The sequence below is a fragment of the Chlamydiifrater phoenicopteri genome, assembly GCF_902807005.1.
GTDB classification, from domain to species: Bacteria; Chlamydiota; Chlamydiia; order Chlamydiales; family Chlamydiaceae; genus Chlamydiifrater; species Chlamydiifrater phoenicopteri.
The window spans coordinates 526,038-544,946 of the sequence record NZ_LR777658.1 but is presented as its reverse complement, the minus strand read 5'-3'; the positions used below and the strand labels follow the sequence as shown (position 1 = coordinate 544,946).

Sequence of the window (18,909 nt, the reverse complement as noted above, 5' to 3'; positions counted from 1 at the left end):
AAGCGCTCAATGTTAGTTGATTGAAGTTCTTGTAGAGAGATTCTGCCAAGAACTTCTTAGGACTTTATACCTTGCATCGGGTATAAAGGGGTAGTTTTTTTGCTTCATTTGTTCGAAGTTAGGAAAAATTGATAAAATAATAGGCAATAGCATATCCTCTCTCAATCTTTAGCCAACTAGAAAAGTGTTATGGGCGATTATGTAGACCTAGGGCGGCAGTCTTGTTCGAGTTGTAAGTTGTCTGAGGTCAAAAGGAGGCTAACCTATCTTTGCATGAAGGGGCTAGCCATTGGATTGATAGGAAGTTCTCTTTTCCTGTTTTCTTGGTTAAAAGTTTTTTACCTCCCTTCCTATTCCTTGGGGGACGTGGCACAGGAGGCTGTGGTTTCTCCTGTGGATTTGGAAATGTCCTTAGATGTTCGAACTGTTTTAGGCGATGAACTGCCGGAATCTTTTGGTAAGGCCTATAGCTTGGCATTCAGAGAGGGGTCTTCTTCAGAGAACAGTTCTACTGTTAAGGGAGATTGGGAAGAGCGCGGGAGAGACGAGATAGGATCTATATCTACCTTGCCTAGAGATGAGGTAGAGGTTGTTCTCCGCTCTGCTAGAGAATTTTTGAATGCGGTTCATTTTGTTGATTTGTCAACGCATTGGTGTCTGGAGGAGTTGCAGCCTTCCTCTGTCCAGAACACCTCTCCTCTGATTTTTCCAGTGAAAATGTCCGTGGACTCAGAAGTTTTTGTTTCAGAATGTTTGGGGAAGCTTCGTCATCACTTAGAAGAAAAAGGTTTTCCTGAACTAGCTATCAAGGAAGCGCTGTCCAGGTTAGAAAAAAAACAGTTAGATATTGTTCTAGATAAAGAGACTTCTACATTTTTTAAGAACGAGTTGTCTACAGCTAAGCGCGTGGCAAAAGTCCCTAAAGGAGCAGTGTTAGTTGCTAAATATCAAAGGATAGGGCCTAAAGAGTTAAAAAAAATACGCTTTTTAAAAAGCAATCTAGATAGAACTTCTACGATCCTTACGCAAAGGAGGATCGTAGAAAGCTTTCTCTTCAGTCTAATAGTTCTTTTCATAGGTTTCTTAGCTCTTCGTTTTCTAAGGACCGAATTATTTGTTGCTACAGATAAATTTATTCTTTATGCGCTGATTATCAGTTTTTCTTTATTTGTTACCAAATTAGTGGAGATTTTCTTTGCTTCAGGGGCCTTGCATCTCAATGATTGGGCTACATATCCTCTTTTAGTTCCCTTTACGAGTATTTTAATAGCTCGTCTGGTGGGTGTGCCCATTGCTGGTATTACGGGGGTCCTCTTGTCCATAATATACACTTTAGGGTCTGATATTTGGAATAGTAGTACGTTTCTAGGAGTAAACCTGTTGTGTACTCTGTACGCTACCGTCATTATGGAGAAATCTCAAAGGTTATCTGCTATTTTCGGTGTGGGTATTCGGTTATGGGTAGTTTCTATCAATGTTTTGTCTGCTGTTCGACTGTTTTTGGGAAACTGGTCTGTAGAGGCTTTTTATGTGGATTGTTTCAGTAGCTTAGTTTATTGCTTTGTCACAGTTGTAGCTGCTGTGGGACTTATCCCGATCTTAGAGAATTATTTTGGAGCTTCTAGTAATGATTACCTGTTGGCCTTGTTGGATTCTGAATGTCCTTTGTTAAAGCGTCTGTTCGAAGAAGCTCCGGGTACGTATCAACATTCTGTGCTCGTCGGTAGTTTGGCTGAAGCTGCAGCCAATGCTATAGGGGCTGATGGGTTGTTTTGTCGCGTTGCCGCGCAGTACCATGATGTGGGTAAGTTGGTGTATCCAGAATTTTTTATAGAGAACCGATCGACGATAAAAACTGGTGCAGCGTTTCCTGTTGATCCTGTGGAAACTGCTAGGCTTATTATATCGCACGTCCCAGAAGGTATAGAGTTGGCTAAAAAGGCCGGTCTTCCAGAATCTTTTGTGCGTATTATTGAGGAACATCATGGAACATCGCTTCTTCGTTCCGTGTATTATGAGTATGTACAAAGTCGCTCTCTTGTGGATAAGGTCGACGAAGAATTATTTAGATACCAAGGGAAAAAGCCTTCAACGAAAGAGTCTACCATTCTGATGATAGTAGATTCTGTTGAAGCCGCTTCGCGTTCTCTTGATGAGATTAATGAGTCCTCTGTCAGTGAATTGACAGGGAAAATAATTGCTCAGAAATTATTTGACGGGCAGTTTTCTTGTTCGCCTGTTAATCTGGAAGAGTTAGCGATAATTCACTCTGTCATAGTGAAGATGTTGTGCAGTGCATTGCACTCTAGAAATAAGTATCCCGAAGCGACAATCCTTGCTGATGATAGGAGTCGGAGAGGGCTTATAGCTTAGCGAGTGCTTGGGTCGGTTTTTTCAAGGCTCTTACTATGGTAACGTGCATTACTGGGGCTGGTTCTGGTATAGGGGAGGCGTTGGCCCTTTTTCTTTCAAGTAAGGGACACTCCTTGGTGCTTTCTTTCGCTTCGGAGGCGTCCAAGGAGCGTTTTTTTGATCAGCACTCTTCTTTGAAAACCTCTTGTTGTAGTCATACCGGAGATTTATCCAAGGAGGAGGTCCAAGAAGAGCTTTTAAAAATTGTTTCTGAGAAAGATATTGACTATATAATTTTTTGTGCGGGCAAAGGGTTTTATGGTGATGCTTGTGTTATAGAAGAAGAAAAAGTTTCTTCTATGTTAGAAGTCAATGTTTTTGCTACCACTCGATTGATTCTCAAAGTTTTGCGGGTTTTGAGGGGCAAGCGTCGCAAGGCGGTGCTTTTAATAGTTAGTTCTTCTTCTGGAGAAATTATTGCCCCAGGGATGGCTGTTTATGGGGCTTCTAAAGCGTATCAAACGGCTCTTGCAAGGTCTTTGGATGCAGAATTTAAGAAAGTAGGAATTAGAGTTCTGGTTGGATGTCCGGGATTAGTGAAAACGCCCTTTGTTTCGAAAGCTTGTTCTTCAGAGTTTAGTAGTTGGAAGGAGCCTCATATTTCGGCAGAGAAAGCTGCCAGAATTTTGTGGGGAATATTAAAAAAAGAAAAAAGTAAGAAAGTTTTTCCTGTCTTTACAAGGGTTGGTGTTTTTCTTGCTCGTCTGTTTCCTCTAATAGCTTCTCGTCAAATATATGCAAATGTTCAGAGACGACTAAAGAGTTGTCATGAAAAGGTCTGAGCATTTTCCTCCAAAACTGTGGGTATTTACTTGTTGTAATAGCTAACTTGCCTTGAAGTGGATGATGAGGCGGAGGAAGAGTAATGATATTGTTGGGAGTTAAATTTAATCTTTGTAAAGCCGCTTGTGCAATAACTATAGCATCGAATCTCCCTACCCTCAGCTGGTAGAGTCGTTCTTCTATATTTCCTCGAATGTCTTTGAAGATTGCTTGAGGGTAGAGAGTTTGAACGGCTTGTATGCGCCTTTCAGAGGAGCAGCCAACAATACATTTTGCGGAAAGGGTTTTGTTTTTACATACGAGGATGTCTCGAGGATCTTCTCCTTCCGTGACCGCGACGATGTGGATATTCTTAGCGGGCCGGGGAGGCATGTCTTTGGCTGAGTGAATGGCTATATCGCAAGAGTTATTCAATAGAAGAAGATCCACTTCTCTTGTAAAAAAATCTTCATCCGTAACGGAACTTAACGGTATATGTTTGTTTTTATCTCCATAGGACAAGGTGGTTACTAGGCGATAAGAAAGCTTAGGGTACCAAGATTTTAGTTTCGAAATAAATCCCAGGGCCTGCACTTTAGATAGTGAAGATTGTCGAGCAGCGACGGATAGAACTTTTTTACCTAAGCGAAAGGTGTGGAGAGGGTCTTCAATCGAGGAGTTTGATGGCGTCACGAATTGTTTTTATTCCTATAACTTGTAGTTCTTTTGTAATTTTTTCTGGTAGAGAATGAAGTTGTCTGTGAGGGATAACAACTTGAGAGAATCCCATGAGAAGACATTCTTTTAAGCGTTTTTCAATATGAGCAACGCTTCGAATTTCGCCGTTAAGACCTAACTCTCCTAAAAAAGCCATGTTGGAAGGGATAATTTTGCTTGAAAAAGAGGATAAGATGGCAACGGCTGCAGCTAGGTCTGCGGCAGGCTCTGTGAGGCGTAGACCTCCTATTACAGAGATAAAAATGTCCGTGTTGTACAGACGAATATTAGCTCGTTTTTCAAGAACAGCTAGAAGTAGAGAAAATCTGTTAGAATCAAATCCGGTAGTCTTTCTCATAGGGTTAGGATAGGGGCTTTTTGTTGCTAACGCCTGGATTTCTACTAAGAAGGTTCTAGAGCCTTCTATTATAGGTGCTACAGAAGATCCAGAGCAAGAGTTGTCTCTTTCTTTTAAAAACATTCCCGATGGGTTGACGATCTCCTTGAGTCCTTGATCTGTCATGGAAAAGACGCTCAATTCATTGGAGGGTCCAAATCGATTTTTTACAGAACGTATCATTCGATACTGGCGGTCGCTATCGCCTTCAAAATATAATACAGTATCCATAAGATGTTCGAGCACTCTAGGACCTGCTATTTCCCCTGATTTTGTTACGTGGCCAATAATGAATGTGGTCAGCTCTTTTTGTTTGGAGAAATACATTAACCTAGCAGAAACTTCTCTTACTTGAGCTACGGATCCTGGTGGGGAAGTAACTTCAGAGGAGTATAGAATTTGTATAGAGTCTATGACTAGGATATGAGGAGATAGCTCCTGGACTCGTTGTTGGATAGCCTCCAGATTTGTCTCGCATAGAAGGAAAATATTGGAAGAAGCTACCCCTAATCTTTTTGCTCTCAATGAGGTTTGAAGGACGGATTCTTCTCCACAAACGTAAAGGATTTTTAGAGATTTTTTTGCCATCTGGTGAGAGAGTTGTAACAGAAGGGTAGATTTTCCTATTCCCGGATCTCCGCCTATGAGCGTAAGACTTCCTTTGACGACTCCTTGTCCCATCATTCTGTCAAAGCTTTTGACGTCGGTCAGAATTCTAGTTGTGTTATCGTGGATGATGGAGTCAAGAGCGATAGGCGGGGCGGCATGCGTTTGAAAGGGTGGTAGTGGGTTTATTGGAGAGGCTGTCATAGTCTTTTCCACAAGAGTATTCCATTCCTGACACTGGGAGCATTGCCCACTCCACTTGAGTTCTTCTTCTCCACAGTTTGTGCATTGCCACCGAGTTTTAATTTTCATTTTCTAGACGCTCCAAAGCATTTTTTGCCGCTTGTTTTTCTGCTTCTTTTTTTGAGCTACCGTATCCTGTTCCCATAAGAGAGTCTTGTATGTAGACTGTGGCTTCATAGCTAGGAATCCCATTTTTATTTATGGGCTGAATTTGGTAAACAGGTAGGGAGGAAAAATTTTTCTGCGCAATTTGCTGCAAGGAGTTTTTGGGGTTTCCTTTAGCTAAGGTTAAGATTTCTTGCAGAGGGGGAAGTAGGGGGACGGTAATTCTTCTCGCTGGAGACAGACCGCTATCTAGATATATGGCTCCTAGAGTGGCTTCAAATAAATTGGCATAAGCTGAAGGCTTCCCTCGTTCAGGATGCTTTTTTTCGCCTTTGCCTATAAGAAGGAATTCTCCTATGCCCAACATTTCTGTATAGCGATAGCAAGATTGTGCGTTGACCATTTCGGATCTTATGGTGGATAAGGAGCCCTCATTCATATTGGGAAGAAGCAGAAAAAGGTGCTCTGTGACAATGAGATTCAAAATGGAGTCGCCAAGGAATTCTAATCGTTCGTTATCAGAAATTTCTCCTCGTGTTTCATTTTTGTATGAGGGGTGAGTGAAAGCTGTTCTTAGTAAATCTGGTTTCGTAAAAGAGAAACCCAGTCGTTTTTCTATCTCTTCAAGATTGAAAGTCATAATAAACTCTTCTTTCTTCGTTATTTTCGATTAAAACGAAGACCATGCTGCTCCAAAACTTTTTCCTTTGCTTAAGAGTTAAAAACTTTTTGGAAGGGTAATGGTATTCGATTGTGAAGGTGGGGTCTCCGACGAATTAGAAGTTTTGTACACAATAGTTTTTTGGATAAGGTATAATTTATGTTTCTATAGATCAATAAGAAAACCTTCTGTTTTGTAGTGTAGGAGTGTAAGTCGCTTTTTTGTGGGGGAATCTCGTAGCAAAAGAGCAGGCGCAGTCTAGAAGAGCTGTTTTAAATTTTATTGTTACTACGTCTACCTTTCCCGGGAAAAGCTTCTCTCTATTTTGAAAGCTGCTGAAGCCAAAGTTTTTATAGTCAATAAAGTTTATAAAGTCTATAAATTTTCTATTTCTTAACACTTTTCTGGTCCTAACTTAATGCGGGTTGCTGTTCATCTCGAGCAAAAGAGGTTTTTTCGTCAGTCTGGCTACATATTGTTTGAAGATCTATTTTCTAGCGAGGAGGGGCAGACTCTGCTTAAAGCTATCCGTAGACACTTAAGGGATAGGAATAATGACTCCCGATTTTCTAGGGATATTTATCGCTTGCTGCCAGAGGTCGTATCATTAATCCAAAAGAGAAAGATGGGACAGATCGCTGTCGAGTTGTCGGGAAGACCAGCGTTGGCTCTTGTAGGCGACTTGTTCCTAGAAAACTTTTTACAAGACGCTCCGATTTCCTCAAAAGAGGAGTCGAAGAATAACTCTTCCCCTCTCGGCCTAGAAGAGAAAATACGCAAGAATATAGGAAGCGATGCTGTAGATTGTTACCTAGTGATTTACTTGAATTCTGAGAAAAATAGTTGTCGGGGAATCTACTTCAGTAAATCCTTGCCGGAAGAGCATCTTTGGTTGTTTCCCGGTGAAGCAGTTCTTTGTTTGTCTTTCTCTGATCGAGGGGGGAACGCAAAGGACCCACTATTTAGGTAAACTTTCAATTATTCTTAAATAGAAAACCTATCTTTAAAAATCAGTAGCTTTATTTCACAGTTTCTGCAGAGCTTTCTGGGGTAGATTTTCCTTGATTAACGTCGGTGTTGCCGCTATTTATTGTGTGGCTTCGTCTCGTTTAAGAAAGGATGTTTTATGCTGCCCCACGATCTTTCAAGTGTTTTAGGGTCTCTTAGTGTTTCAACGCAAAAGAATGTTATTGATTGGCTGGAAGGAGAGTTCCCTAAAGAGGTTAAGGATCAGATAATAACTCTGTTGAAAACTAATCCTAAGCTGCTGGAGGATTCCTTTGGAAAACAGCTCGTTTTTGGTACAGGAGGTCTTCGTAGTATTGTAGGTATAGGTTCTAACAGGATGAATCTTTTCAATGTTCGCAAAGCTACGCAGGGGTTATGTAATTATTTAAAAAAGCAACCTCATGCCTCCACGCCTTTAGTACTAATAGGTTTTGATTCTCGAAATAATTCAAAAGAGTTTGCTGAAGAAGTTGCCAGAGTCTTGTTAGCAAATGAAGTTAAGGTTGCGCTTTTTCGTAATCCGCGTCCTGTGGCTTTAATTTCTTTTGGCGTCCGTAGTAAGGGGTGTGCTGCTGGGGTTATGATTACGGCTTCCCATAATCCCCCAGAGTACAACGGGTATAAGGTTTACATGAAAACAGGGGGGCAAGTGGTAGCCCCTGTAGATACAGAAATTATGGATGAAGTCAATCGTTTGACGGGGAAAGGGGATATCATAGTTTCTTCATTAACTGGTGACGAACTTTATGAAAGTATAGAGCTTATCGATACAGAATTAGATGATGCTTATTTAGAGACTGTACGTTCGTTGCAGCTGCATCCTGAAGATAACAGCTCTTCTGGGCATGTGTTGCGCATAATATACTCTAATCTTCACGGTTCTGGAGTTCCTATTGTTCCTAAGATCCTCGACAGTTGGGGGTTCTCTTGCCACTTGGTAGAAAAACAAAAAGTACTGGATGGAAATTTTCCTACGGTGAAAACTCCTAATCCTGAGGAACCTTCTGCTTTGTCTATGGGGTTGGAGGAGATGCGTCTTAACTCTGCAGACTTGTTTTTTGCTACAGATCCTGATGCAGACCGCTTAGGAGTGGCTTGTATGTGGCGGGGAGAACCTTTTATTTTTAACGGAAACGCCATAGCATGCTTGTTGGCAGAACATATTTTGAGAGGGCAATCACAACCTTTAAACTCTTCGTATAAACTTGTTAAAAGTTTGGTGACAACAGAAATGCTTGCAGAAATAGCCAAACATTACAATGTTGACATTGTCAACGTCCGTACAGGATTCAAGTATATTGGAGAAAAGATAGAGCTATGGTCTGCTACGGAGAATCATTACCTGTTTGGCGCGGAAGAATCTTATGGGTACCTTTATGGGAGCCATGTGCGAGACAAGGATGCCCCTGTCGCTGGAGCAACTTTCTCTGAATTAACCTTACAAGAAAAGCTACGAGATAGAACTCCTGTAGACCTTCTGCTCTCTCTTTATGAAAGATACGGGTACTTTATCAATAAGACACTGTCCGTAGATTTTTCTGGTCAACAAGGACAGAAAAAAATGTTGGAGACATTAAAATCTCTCCGTTCTCAAGGGGCTTCGCGTACCTCCCTAGGGGGTAAAATAGTGAGATCTTTTGAAGATTTCTTGCTGGAGGAAGGAAAGAACGTTCTATCAGGTGAAAGATACCCTCTCAAAATTGGTAAGGCTGATATTCTTCGGTATCAGCTTCTGGATGGCTCTTGGGTGGTGTTTAGGCCTTCTGGAACAGAGCCAAAAATGAAGGTTTATTTCGAAATCATTGTCCGGTACTCATCTAAAGCTTCGAGTATAGACGAGATGTTATCCAGGAAATTAGCTGCAAAAAAGGAATTAGAAGCTTTTGTCGACTTAGTTAAAGAGGAGTTAAATCTCTTCTAATTTTCTTAGAAAAGAGCGAAGAGTTTTCCTTCTAGCGTTCTGGTTTTGATTCTAGACGGATATGTGTAGTGGTTGTATATTAGCTCTTCTGAATAGCTTCTGGGGAAAAGGAATTCCTGTCGGCTATTTTCAAAGCGGTTAACGTTAGGAAGGATTATGGATTTAATGAAGTTTCGGTTGCCAGAGTTGCCTTATGAATATGAGGATTTAGAGCCTGTAATTAGCGCAGAAATCATGCAGTTGCATCATCTTAAGCATCATCAGGGATATGTTAACAACTTGAATGAAGCTTTGAAGAAAATGAACGTAGCTTTTGGTAGTCAAGAGGTTACTTCGTTAATTTCTTTGTCGCCGGCTTTGAGGTTCAATGGAGGGGGACACATTAATCATTCTCTTTTCTGGGAAATGCTTTCTCCTGAAAAAGCTCATGGAGGGAAGGCGCCGCAAAAGGCTTTGTTGAAGGCTGTGGAGGCTCGTTGGGGAAGTTTTGATGACTTTTTAAAAACTTTTGTTGAATTTGCGGCTCCTATCCAAGGGTCTGGATGGGCGTGGCTAGCGCTCTGCCCTAAAACAAAAAATTTAAGTTTACAACAGACGGTCAACCAAGACCCCCTAGAGGGGACAACGGGATTGATTCCTCTTTTAGGAGTAGATGTCTGGGAGCACGCCTATTATTTGCAATACAAAAATGTACGGATGGATTATCTGAAAGCCATAACTAGGGTGTTTAACTGGAAGTATGTGGAATCCAGGTATACAAACTTTTTGGATCAATCAAATTAAGAAATATTAATTTGATTGATAAAGCGTTAAAAATAACTTAAAATAAGAGTCTTAATTATTTTTTATTTGGGTGTCTTGTGCGCTTATTTTCTTCTGATAAACCAAAAATTAAGGTGCAGAAAACAAAAGCCGACGGATTTAGCGGGTGGTTAAAATGCACCCATTGTCATGAAATGATTCATGCTAACGAACTTGGCCAGAATTACAATTGCTGTCCCAAGTGTTCATATCATTATCGTGTTTCTGCCTTAGAGAGAGTAAATCTGTTGGCTGATAGCGGGACATGGCGCCCCCTGTATTCAGATCTTAAATCTTTGGATCCCTTAAACTTTTCTGATACAGAAACTTATCAGAATCGATTGGGCAAGGCTAGAAAAGACAATGAAGAAAGCGAGGGAGTCCTCACAGGAATATGTAAAATAGCCGGGTTTCCTGTAGCTTTAGGCGTAATGGATTTTAACTTTATGGCTGGTTCCATGGGGGCTGTAGTCGGAGAAAAGTTAACCAGGTTGATAGAGGAGGCTGTAAAAGAAAACTTGCCGGTGATCATCGTAAGCGCCTCAGGCGGTGCTAGGATGCAGGAGTCGGTATTTTCTTTGATGCAAATGGCCAAAACTTCGGCGGCTTTGGCAAAGCTTCATGAAGCTGGGTTGCTCTTTATTTCTGTTTTGACAAACCCTACTTCTGGCGGGGTTACAGCTTCGTTTGCTTCTCTTGGAGATATCATCATTGCCGAACCCAAAGCTTTAATTTGTTTCGCAGGCCCCAGGGTTGTATCGCAAGTGATAGGAGAAGATTTACCAGAGGGAGCTCAAAGATCAGAATTCTTACTAGAACATGGGATGATAGATAAAATAGTTGAGAGAAGAGAGATGAAGGCCTGTTTACAGGGGCTTTTGGATTATTTTTCCAGCGCAGAGTATCTTGGCGGTAGAGCGAATAAGAAAAGCGATCTTTCGGAAAAAATTAAAGAGTTTTTTTTATTGACAGATGAGAAAGAATAAACAATCATGGTCGCCTTTTTACGGAGTGTCTTATGATAAAAGTTCTGTGCGAGAATGTCGGTGAAAAAGAGGTGGAGCTTCCAGAATATGCCTCTCCTGGCGCCTCCGGCGTCGATTTTCGAGCAGCTATCTTTAGTCCTATAGAACTCTTGCCTGGTAGGAGAGTGTTGGTGCCCACAGGGCTTCGTTTTGAATTGCCTCCAGGGGTTGAGTTGCAAATTCGACCTAGGAGCGGGCTGGCTTTGAAGCATGGTATAACAGTTCTCAATTCTCCTGGGACCGTAGATTCGGATTATAGAGGGGAAGTTCAAATTCTCCTCATCAATTTGGGTGAAGAAAAATTCGTCATAGAACCTGAAATGCGTATAGCTCAGGGAGTGTTTGTTGTCGTTAGCCGAGCTGAGCTTTGTAGAGCTGAGGGTGCTTTGCAAGCTACCGAAAGAAATGATGGGGGGTTCGGACATACTGGAGTTCATTAGCGGTATGACTGGATGTGTTGTGGAGGAGGTGGGTTTTTCTCTTGAGTCCCTGTTCTCTCCTCAGTTGGTGATGTTTTCAGATAAGTTATCCAGAGATGAGGTTTTGAGAGATCTTACTCAACTCGTAGATGACGCGGGTCTTCTGAAGGATAAAGACGCTTTTTTTCAAGCTATCATTGATAGAGAAAATATCATGTCTACAGGCATCGGTATGGGCGTTGCTATCCCTCACGGTAAAACTGCAGACTGCTCGGGTTTTTTTGTTGCTGTAGCTGTCCATTCTCAAGGCGTTCTCTGGGATGCTATTGATGGGGCTCCAGTGCGGTTGATCTTCCTTGTTGGAGGGCCGGATAATGCTCAGAAGCAATATCTTAGGCTTCTTTCCGGGCTTACGCTTACTCTTAAAGATGACTGGAGAAGGCAGCAGCTGTTGCAAGTTAGAACGGCGGAAGAAATTGTTAAACTGGTTAGCGGGGTTTGAGTAGCACATGGATTTAAGTGTTTCTGAGATAGCAGATCTTTTGGATGTTTCGGAGCAAACGGTACAAGACTGGGTCAAAGAGGGGAAAATTCCAGGTTACAGTATTAAAGATGAATGCCGATTTGGGCGAGAGGAGCTGGAAAATTGGCTGCTCTACAACAGTGACATAGTAGAAAAAGCTGTGGGGGCGGAGTCTCCAAAAGAAGGGATAGTTAGAGATCTATCGTTAAAATACTCTTTATACAAAGCTATTCACAAGGGTGGAGTGTTTAACAATATTGCTGCCGAAAGTAAAGAAAGTGTTCTCCAGCAAGTATCCAACCAAGTGGCACAAAGGTTTTCTTTTGACGGTCAGGTCCTATTCGAGCTTCTTTGTCAAAGGGAGAGTATCATGTCTACAGGGATAGGACAGGGTATTGCGATTCCACATACCAGAGAATTTCAGGTGAATCCGTATTATGATGTTGTTGTTGCCGTTTTCTTAAAAGAACCTATCGATTACAAAGCTTTGGATAATCGTCCTGTGGACACTCTGTTCTTTTTATTTGCTGGAAGCGACAAAACACATCTGAATCTTATTAATAAGATCGTTCACTTGGGTATGGATTTGGATGTTAGGAAGTTTCTCAAGTCATTCCCTGATAAGGAGCAGTTGCTTTCTTTCGTTAAAGCTTGGGAGTCTCAAACTCGCTAGAGCTTACATAATTCAAGAAAAGAGTATCAATCCAAGTTGTCTAAAAAAAGGTTTTGTTGTTATGGTGGTTTCATAGGCTGACCCAGGAGAATTTTGCAGCATGAGTCCCAAAAGTATTTCGCATTTCGCGGTTTTGTCCATTTTGCTAACCTTCTCTCACAACATATGTTCTGCCGCAGTTTCGTCGAATAGTGTAGCTTCAGTAGCAGAAAGTTCTGTAGGGAAAAAAGGTAAAAGGACATCCTCAAAGAAAGAAGATTTTTGGAGAAGCCAGAGGGTTTTGGGAAGAAAGGTTACAGCCAAAAACGCTAAATCGAGTGAGGGTTCTAAGCAAGGGCGTTGCAGGGATGCTACTTCTAGCGCTAAGGATTCGGTTAAGCGGGTAGAAAGTACTGCGACAAGTACAATAGATGTTTCTAAATCGCCTGATGTTTGTCCTGGGAAAGAGACGTTATCTTCGGAACCAAAATGTTCGTCTCCTCAATCGACTTCGAGTGCTTCCTCTACTCCTTGCTTTAAGGAGGCTCAAGAGTTGAGCAAAAGAAGTAAAAAAGAAGGAGGGGAGTCTTTAAAGTTAACTAATCCTTTCAAAGTAGTTAATAAAACTTTGAATGAAGATCAGGCTCGTAGGGCTCGAAGTAAAAAAGAATTAAATGCTCAGCCAAGGAAACCTCTGCTTAATAATGGAAACAAGACAAAGGACTCTGGCCGCTCCTGCATTTGCTCAGAAGGCAAGGAATACTCTAAGAAAGAAGTAGAAGACATGATAGAGTCCTTAGCCAGAGCTAAGAGAGTAAGTAAGAGGAAGTCTGCCCGAGAAGCAGCTTTGACTAAAGCCGAGCAATCTAGGAAGCCTAGGGATCATTCTGTTACCTCTTCTCTTCGCTTTGACAAAGAGAAGGCGGCTACAATTAGAAAGAATAGGGATGAGAAACGAAAGTCTCAGCAAGCAAAACTTAAGGAAGCTCCAAAAAAGGTTTCTCGTAAGGAAGTTGCTATTCCTGTAGATAGGAAATCTGGCAGTTCGGATCAAGATAACAGCGTGAGAAGTAATGTGGATCTCTACGAGCCAGTGCATTTTCGCTGTGATCAGACAGACTGGCCTTGCTCCTCTTGTGTTACAAAGAGAAGAGCTCATAGGGGAATATCTGTATGCACGATGGTTGTGACAGTGTTAGCCATGATTATCTCTGGAATAATTATTGTTAATGCCTCAGACAACAACTCTACGGATGCTAATAATCCGGGAACAGGTGGAACGACCGGAGCCGGTGGAATGGGAGCTGCGGCAATTCCCGCACTCAACTTCTAGGTTACGAGAACAGATAGTCGCTTGCGTTCTGTATAAACGCGAGTGGCTTCCGTTTTCTTTTCATGCAAGCTTTTCTGAAAAGAACTTTTCTTGCTCTTATCCTATAGAATTTCGTCTTTTTAAGTTAGGTTTAAGTGGAGTAGCGACAGGGAAGGCTGTGGCATTGAAAGCTCCTGCAGCTTCGTCGGGAAGCTCTTCAGGTTCTTGGGCGAGTATAAAATCTCTCATCTTTTGCCAAAGGAGGAGCTTTTTCTGAGCTAGCCCTTTTTTCTCGTCATTGGTTAGGATCTTTTCTAGTTCCAAAACTTGTTTTTTTAGCAATTCTATTTCTTGCTGATATAGTTGAGTTTCTGTAGGAATGACGCTCATCTGAACGCGTCTTCTTTCCAAGATTTCTATTTGCTTATTTGTTAGTTCTTGTAAGTTTGCGTTGCTGTTGTCAACACAAAGTTTGGTGTATTGAATAAGGTCTTCTTGGATTTCGTTTGATAAGATAACACCTGAAGATAAGTTTTTTAAAGGAAGGCCAAGAGAGAGCATGACACCAAATGTAATCAGAATAGTTGCTGCCGAGAAGGTTAGTAAGAACCATTGGTTGAGGAGAATAGCTAGTACTAAAGAAGTTGTAGATAGACAGGCTACTAATAAAGAAAGCAAGAAGGAACGAGTAATCTTTTTTGACAGGTCTTCTTGATCTAGGCTCCATTGCGTTAGAGTATTGGAAGTTTTATATGGTATAGAGAAGGAGGCTGAAAAGTTTGTTTTTGTTGTATTGAAAGACGCTACAGAGGAAGCGTCTTCGTTATGAGCTCTGAGGAGAGAGTCATCTTCTTTTCCTGGTGATAGAGAGAGTTGAGGGACTTTATTAACAATTTTGTTCAGGAGAGGAGAAGATACCAGGGATGAGTTAAGGACCGGGTTATTTTTTCGGAAATGAAGTGTGCTAAGATGGTCAGATACTTGCTTTTCTTCCATAAAACAAATGCTTTGAAGAGTATGAAAAAGCTTGCGGTGCTTATTAACATCCTGTTTTACGATATTGGATTCTTCTTTGACTTGTTTTAGGCTGTTCAAGGAGTGTTTGTCGGCATTTAACAGAATTTGTAGACCCGGAGAAATACTTGTTTCTTTAGTTATTGTTCTCAAAGTAAAGTCCATACTTTGAGGAAGTTCCCATATTTTCTTTAACATGGAAGTTATAGTAATTATTAAAGCTATAGATAGAGCTACGACGCTTATGCTTAAAATAATGAAGGGCAAAGAAGGTAATGTTAAGGCTATAATGGTATTACAAATACCTAAAGCGGTAACACCAACCTGAGCTATTAAAGCTATTCTGCAAGAAATTTCCTGATTACTGGCATAAAATTCAGCCTTATTTTTTATCTGTAGTACGGACTGATGAATTTCTTCCGAAGGTTCTAGCTGAATAACGTTGCATAGGTAGGTGTCTTCTGGGACAGTGTTGCAGTGCTGGATTATAGGCATAATTATTAAATTGCAAATTAATCAGCGAAAAAAATATTATAGGATTCTATTTTTTTCGTATTTTAAAATATTCATTTTTCTTTCTCTATGCCACAAACTGTTGTTGTTGCAATGTCTGGAGGGGTCGATTCTTCTGTGGCTGCCTACCTTCTTAAAACCCGTACTTCATACCGAGTGGTCGGCTTATTTATGAAAAATTGGGATGAAGAAGATTCTGAAGCAGGCTGCAATGCTGCTAGCGACTATCGGGATGTTGCAGATGTGTGTGACGCTTTAAACATACCTCACTATACAGTTTCTTTTTCAACGGAGTACAAGGATAGGGTTTTTTCTCAATTTCTGGAAGGTTATTCTCGAGGTATTACTCCAAATCCGGATGTTCTTTGTAATCGCGAGATTAAGTTCGACTTGCTATTAAAGAAAGCTTTAGACCTTTCAGCAGATTTTTTAGCTACAGGGCACTATTGCCAGTTAGTGAAAAAGGGCTCGGAAATGTTGTTAGCTCGCGGAAAAGATAAAAAAAAAGATCAAAGTTATTTTCTATCCGGCACTCCGGTAAAGGCTTTACAGAAAGTGTTATTTCCTGTGGGAGGGTTAGAGAAATCAGAGGTACGCTCGATAGCAGAACGCGCAGGATTGTCTACAGCCTCAAAAAAGGACAGCACGGGAATATGTTTTATTGGCAAAAGAGATTTTCGCTCCTTCCTAGGGGGATATATTCAAGATAATCCAGGTAAAGTCGTAGATGTTGATTCCGGCAAAATTATCGGGACACACAGGGGATTGCATTACTATACCTTTGGGCAGAGAAGAGGGTTAGATATTGGAGGAAGAGAAAGCCCCCTGTACGTTGTAGGTAAGGATGTAGAAGGAAATATCCTTTATGTAACAGAGGGTGAGAATAGCCCTTTTTTGTATCGAAAGGAGCTCATCGCTAGAAATCCCAACTGGATCCTCCAACCCAACAAAGAATTTTTTTCCTGCACAGCCAAGGTGCGTTACCGTAGCGAAGACGAAGGGTGCTCCGTATGTTTAGAAGAAGACAACACTTTGCGGATAGTTTTTGAAGCTCCAGTAAAGGCTGTTACACCAGGACAAACTATCGCCTTCTATGAAGGCGATATTTGCCTAGGAGGAGCTACTATAGATATCCCTATGACCCCACAGAAGACTCTATAGACTCTGAACTTCCTGTAACCTGGCTAGATCCTTCAGGTTCTTTTTCGAAAATAACTTTGTCCTCAGCAAGCTTTGCTTGCAAGGTCCTAGACTCTTTTCGATTGGGCTCTTTCATGAAAATGTCCGCTAGAGGGTCTCCAAGATATTGTTCAACAACCCTGCGCAACGGTCGAGCTCCCATCTCCGGGCAATGACCCTTGTTCACTAGAAAAGAAATCACATCCTCAGGAATATTTAAAGCCAACTGGTACTTTTTGAGTCTGGAATCTAATTTGTCGATTTCTAAGTGAATAATTTTAGAGATCGCTTCGTGCTCGAGAGGCTTAAAGATAACGCTAGCGTCCAATCTATTGACAAATTCAGGTTTTAGATGCTTTTTGACTGCATTCTCAATTTTTTCTTGCATAACCTTATAGTCTAAAGGAGACTTGAATCCAAAGCCAATTTCGCCATTTTTCTTGATCAAATCGGCTCCGAGGTTAGAGGTCATGATGATAATCGCATTGCGGAAGTCTACCTGGCCTCTGAAGGAATCTGTTAATCGCCCATGTTCCAAAATTTGGAGCATTAGATCCATAATGTCTGGATGGGCTTTTTCTATTTCGTCAAAAAGTACTACACAGTAAGGTCTTTGACGAACTTTTTCTGTAAGATTGCCACCTTCCTCATGACCAACATATCCTGGAGGCGACCCCATCATTTTTGTTGAAGCAAATTTCTCCATATATTCAGACATGTCAACATGGATGAGAGCTTCCTCATCGCCAAACATTTCCATTGCTATCTGTTTTGCTAATAGGGTTTTTCCAACCCCTGTGGGGCCTAAGAATAGGAACGATCCTGTAGGTCTATCCGGATCTTTAATACCTGTGCGACCTCTTCGAATAGCTCTGCAAACGCTTTCTACAGCCTGGTCTTGGCCTATGACCTTACTTTTTAGAATTTCTTCCATTTTTAGAAGCTTTTCACTTTCAGCTTCTGTCAGACGAGAGACAGGAATGCCTGTTTGTAAAGCCACCACTTGAGCTACGGCTTCCTCGTCAACAGGGAACTGATGTTCTTCTTTATGGTTTTCCCATTCAGACTTCATATTTTGCAGTCTCTCACGAAGTTTCTTCTCCTCGTCGCGGAGTCCTGCAGCTTTTTCATATTCCTGGGTGCTGATAGCTTGCTCTTTAGCTTGTTTAGTCTTTTCTATTTCAGCTTCTATTTTCATCAGCTCCGTAGGTTGGTCCATAGTAGCCATACGGACTCGAGCCCCTGCCTCATCAAGAAGATCTATAGCCTTGTCTGGAAGAAACCGTCCGTGAATGTACTGATCAGAAAGAGCTGCAGCGGCGTTCAACGCTTCTTCAGTAATAAAGACGTTGTGGTGGTCTTCATACTTTTTCTTTAATCCGCGAAGAATATCTACGGTTTCTGAAACACTAGGAGGGCTCACTAAGATTTTTTGGAACCGACGTTCTAATGCAGCGTCTTTCTCTATATGTTTACGATACTCATCAATGGTAGTAGCTCCAATACATTGAATTTCTCCTCGAGCAAGAGCGGGTTTCAAAATATTGGAGGCGTCGATAGCCCCTTCAGCGGCTCCAGCACCCACTATTGTGTGTAACTCGTCTATAAATAGGAGGATGTTTCCGTGTTTTTTTACCTCATCCATGACGGCTTTGATACGTTCTTCAAACTGCCCCCGATACTTTGTCCCCGCAATCATGAGAGCGAGATCGAGTGTGATCAAGCGTTTCTTTCTTATGGTATCAGGAACTTCGTTACGTACAATTTTTTGAGCCAAGCCTTCAACTATGGCTGTTTTCCCTACTCCTGCTTCTCCGATAAGGACTGGGTTATTTTTGCGTCTTCGACAAAGAATGAGAATCAGACGATCTACCTCTGAAGAACGTCCTATAACAGGGTCTAGCTTAGCATCTTTGTACATCTCCGTAAGGTCATAACCGTACGCTTTCAGAGCAGACAATTTATCAGCTTTTTCCATACTGATTGTTGACCCCATAGAGGACTTTGGCGATGAGCTACGTCCATGAGAGGATGAGGGGGGGAGTTGTAGGTTGAAAGTCTCTAACTCTTTCAAAATTTCTTTTCGAATTTCTCTAGGATCGATGTGCAAGCTTTCTAGAACCTGGAGGGCTACACCGTCCGTTTGATTTAGGATGCCTAAGAGTAGGTGCTCTGTGCCTACATAGTTGTGCTCTAGGACAGCGGCTTCTTCATTAGCAGATTCGAAGGATTTTTTTACTCTACCAGTAAGGGCTGGATCTCCATATACCTGTATTTCTGGTCCATAACCAATTAATTTCTCGACTTCTTGACGAGCAGATTCAAAATCTAGCCCCATATTACGTAAAACGTTTACAGCAACCCCCTGTCCAAGTTTTAAGAGGCCTAAAAGGATGTGTTCGGTGCCAAGGTAGTTATGGTTCAGCCTTTGCGCTTCTTTTTTTGCTAATTTGATAACTTGTTTTGCTCTATTCGTGAACTTTTCAAACATAATAACCTAAACCTAGGATCCAATTTCAACAAGCATATACGACATTCATCATAATGATGCAACCAGACTTTTAAAATAAAAAATCTATAAAACAATTCTATTTTTTATTTTTGTTTCGTTTGTTGTTTATGTGTTTTTCTTTTATCTT

The 18,909-nt window shown here is 41.4% G+C and carries 16 protein-coding genes; 11 read left to right on the top strand and 5 right to left on the bottom strand.

Annotated elements, in window-relative coordinates:
- The first annotated feature begins 189 nt into the window (after positions 1–189).
- Together KJA58_RS02400 and KJA58_RS02395 are read left to right on the top strand one after the other, a co-directional pair.
- Positions 190–2,373, top strand: coding sequence for an HDIG domain-containing metalloprotein (locus KJA58_RS02400; protein ID WP_213357864.1), 2,184 nt, complete (start codon positions 190–192; stop codon positions 2,371–2,373).
- A gap of 35 nt (positions 2,374–2,408) precedes the next feature.
- On the top strand, positions 2,409–3,194 hold the full coding sequence (locus KJA58_RS02395) for an SDR family NAD(P)-dependent oxidoreductase (RefSeq protein ID WP_213357863.1): 786 nt from the start codon (positions 2,409–2,411) through the stop codon (positions 3,192–3,194).
- Here the strand turns inward: KJA58_RS02395 and hemC are convergent.
- The 3 genes from hemC to rnc are packed head-to-tail and all read right to left on the bottom strand — an operon-like array spanning position 3,088 to position 5,882.
- Positions 3,088–3,867: a hydroxymethylbilane synthase gene (gene hemC, locus KJA58_RS02390; protein ID WP_213357862.1), complete on the bottom strand. Its 780-nt coding sequence runs from the start codon at positions 3,865–3,867 to the stop codon at positions 3,088–3,090. The genes KJA58_RS02395 and hemC overlap by 107 nt on opposite strands.
- A complete protein-coding gene (radA, locus tag KJA58_RS02385; protein ID WP_213357861.1) occupies positions 3,842–5,206 on the bottom strand; it encodes a DNA repair protein RadA in 1,365 nt (454 codons plus the stop codon). The genes hemC and radA overlap by 26 nt, the downstream gene beginning before the upstream one ends.
- Positions 5,196–5,882, bottom strand: coding sequence for a ribonuclease III (gene rnc, locus KJA58_RS02380; protein WP_213357860.1), 687 nt, complete (start codon positions 5,880–5,882; stop codon positions 5,196–5,198). The genes radA and rnc overlap by 11 nt, the downstream gene beginning before the upstream one ends.
- 439 nt (positions 5,883–6,321) lie before the next feature.
- Here rnc and KJA58_RS02375 point away from each other — a divergent pair, with 439 nt between their 5' ends.
- The 8 genes from KJA58_RS02375 (at position 6,322) to KJA58_RS02340 (ending at position 13,585) form a co-directional block, all read left to right on the top strand.
- On the top strand, positions 6,322–6,873 hold the full coding sequence (locus KJA58_RS02375; protein WP_213357859.1) for a DUF5070 domain-containing protein: 552 nt from the start codon (positions 6,322–6,324) through the stop codon (positions 6,871–6,873).
- A gap of 156 nt (positions 6,874–7,029) precedes the next feature.
- Positions 7,030–8,832, top strand: coding sequence for a phospho-sugar mutase (locus KJA58_RS02370; protein ID WP_213357858.1), 1,803 nt, complete (start codon positions 7,030–7,032; stop codon positions 8,830–8,832).
- Positions 8,833–8,988: 156 nt separating this feature from the next.
- Entirely contained in the window at positions 8,989–9,615 is a 627-nt protein-coding gene (locus KJA58_RS02365) for a superoxide dismutase (RefSeq protein WP_281412032.1), read from the top strand.
- 77 nt (positions 9,616–9,692) lie between these two features.
- Positions 9,693–10,619, top strand: coding sequence for an acetyl-CoA carboxylase, carboxyltransferase subunit beta (gene accD / locus KJA58_RS02360; RefSeq protein ID WP_213357856.1), 927 nt, complete (start codon positions 9,693–9,695; stop codon positions 10,617–10,619).
- 35 nt (positions 10,620–10,654) lie between these two features.
- Complete coding sequence (dut, locus tag KJA58_RS02355) at positions 10,655–11,098, top strand: dUTP diphosphatase (RefSeq protein WP_425513811.1); 444 nt, start codon at positions 10,655–10,657, stop codon at positions 11,096–11,098.
- A gap of 4 nt (positions 11,099–11,102) precedes the next feature.
- Positions 11,103–11,579 (top strand): PTS sugar transporter subunit IIA, encoded by a 477-nt coding sequence (locus KJA58_RS02350; protein WP_213358371.1) that lies wholly within the window; start codon positions 11,103–11,105, stop codon positions 11,577–11,579.
- Positions 11,580–11,586: 7 nt separating this feature from the next.
- Positions 11,587–12,273, top strand: coding sequence for a PTS sugar transporter subunit IIA (locus KJA58_RS02345; RefSeq protein ID WP_213357854.1), 687 nt, complete (start codon positions 11,587–11,589; stop codon positions 12,271–12,273).
- 100 nt (positions 12,274–12,373) lie between these two features.
- Positions 12,374–13,585, top strand: a complete 1,212-nt coding sequence (locus KJA58_RS02340) for a hypothetical protein (RefSeq protein ID WP_213357853.1) — start codon at positions 12,374–12,376, stop codon at positions 13,583–13,585.
- A gap of 96 nt (positions 13,586–13,681) precedes the next feature.
- Here the strand turns inward: KJA58_RS02340 and KJA58_RS02335 are convergent, their stop codons facing one another.
- Positions 13,682–15,073 (bottom strand): hypothetical protein, encoded by a 1,392-nt coding sequence (locus KJA58_RS02335; RefSeq protein ID WP_213357852.1) that lies wholly within the window; start codon positions 15,071–15,073, stop codon positions 13,682–13,684.
- Between the two features lie 87 nt (positions 15,074–15,160).
- Between KJA58_RS02335 and mnmA the strand changes: the two genes are divergently transcribed.
- Positions 15,161–16,252 carry a tRNA 2-thiouridine(34) synthase MnmA gene (gene mnmA, locus KJA58_RS02330; protein ID WP_213357851.1) on the top strand — a complete coding sequence of 364 codons (1,092 nt, stop codon included), beginning with the start codon at positions 15,161–15,163 and terminating at the stop codon, positions 16,250–16,252.
- Here mnmA and KJA58_RS02325 read toward each other — a convergent pair.
- Positions 16,227–18,761 carry an ATP-dependent Clp protease ATP-binding subunit gene (locus KJA58_RS02325; protein WP_213357850.1) on the bottom strand — a complete coding sequence of 845 codons (2,535 nt, stop codon included), beginning with the start codon at positions 18,759–18,761 and terminating at the stop codon, positions 16,227–16,229. The genes mnmA and KJA58_RS02325 overlap by 26 nt on opposite strands.
- Positions 18,762–18,909: the final 148 nt, after the last annotated feature.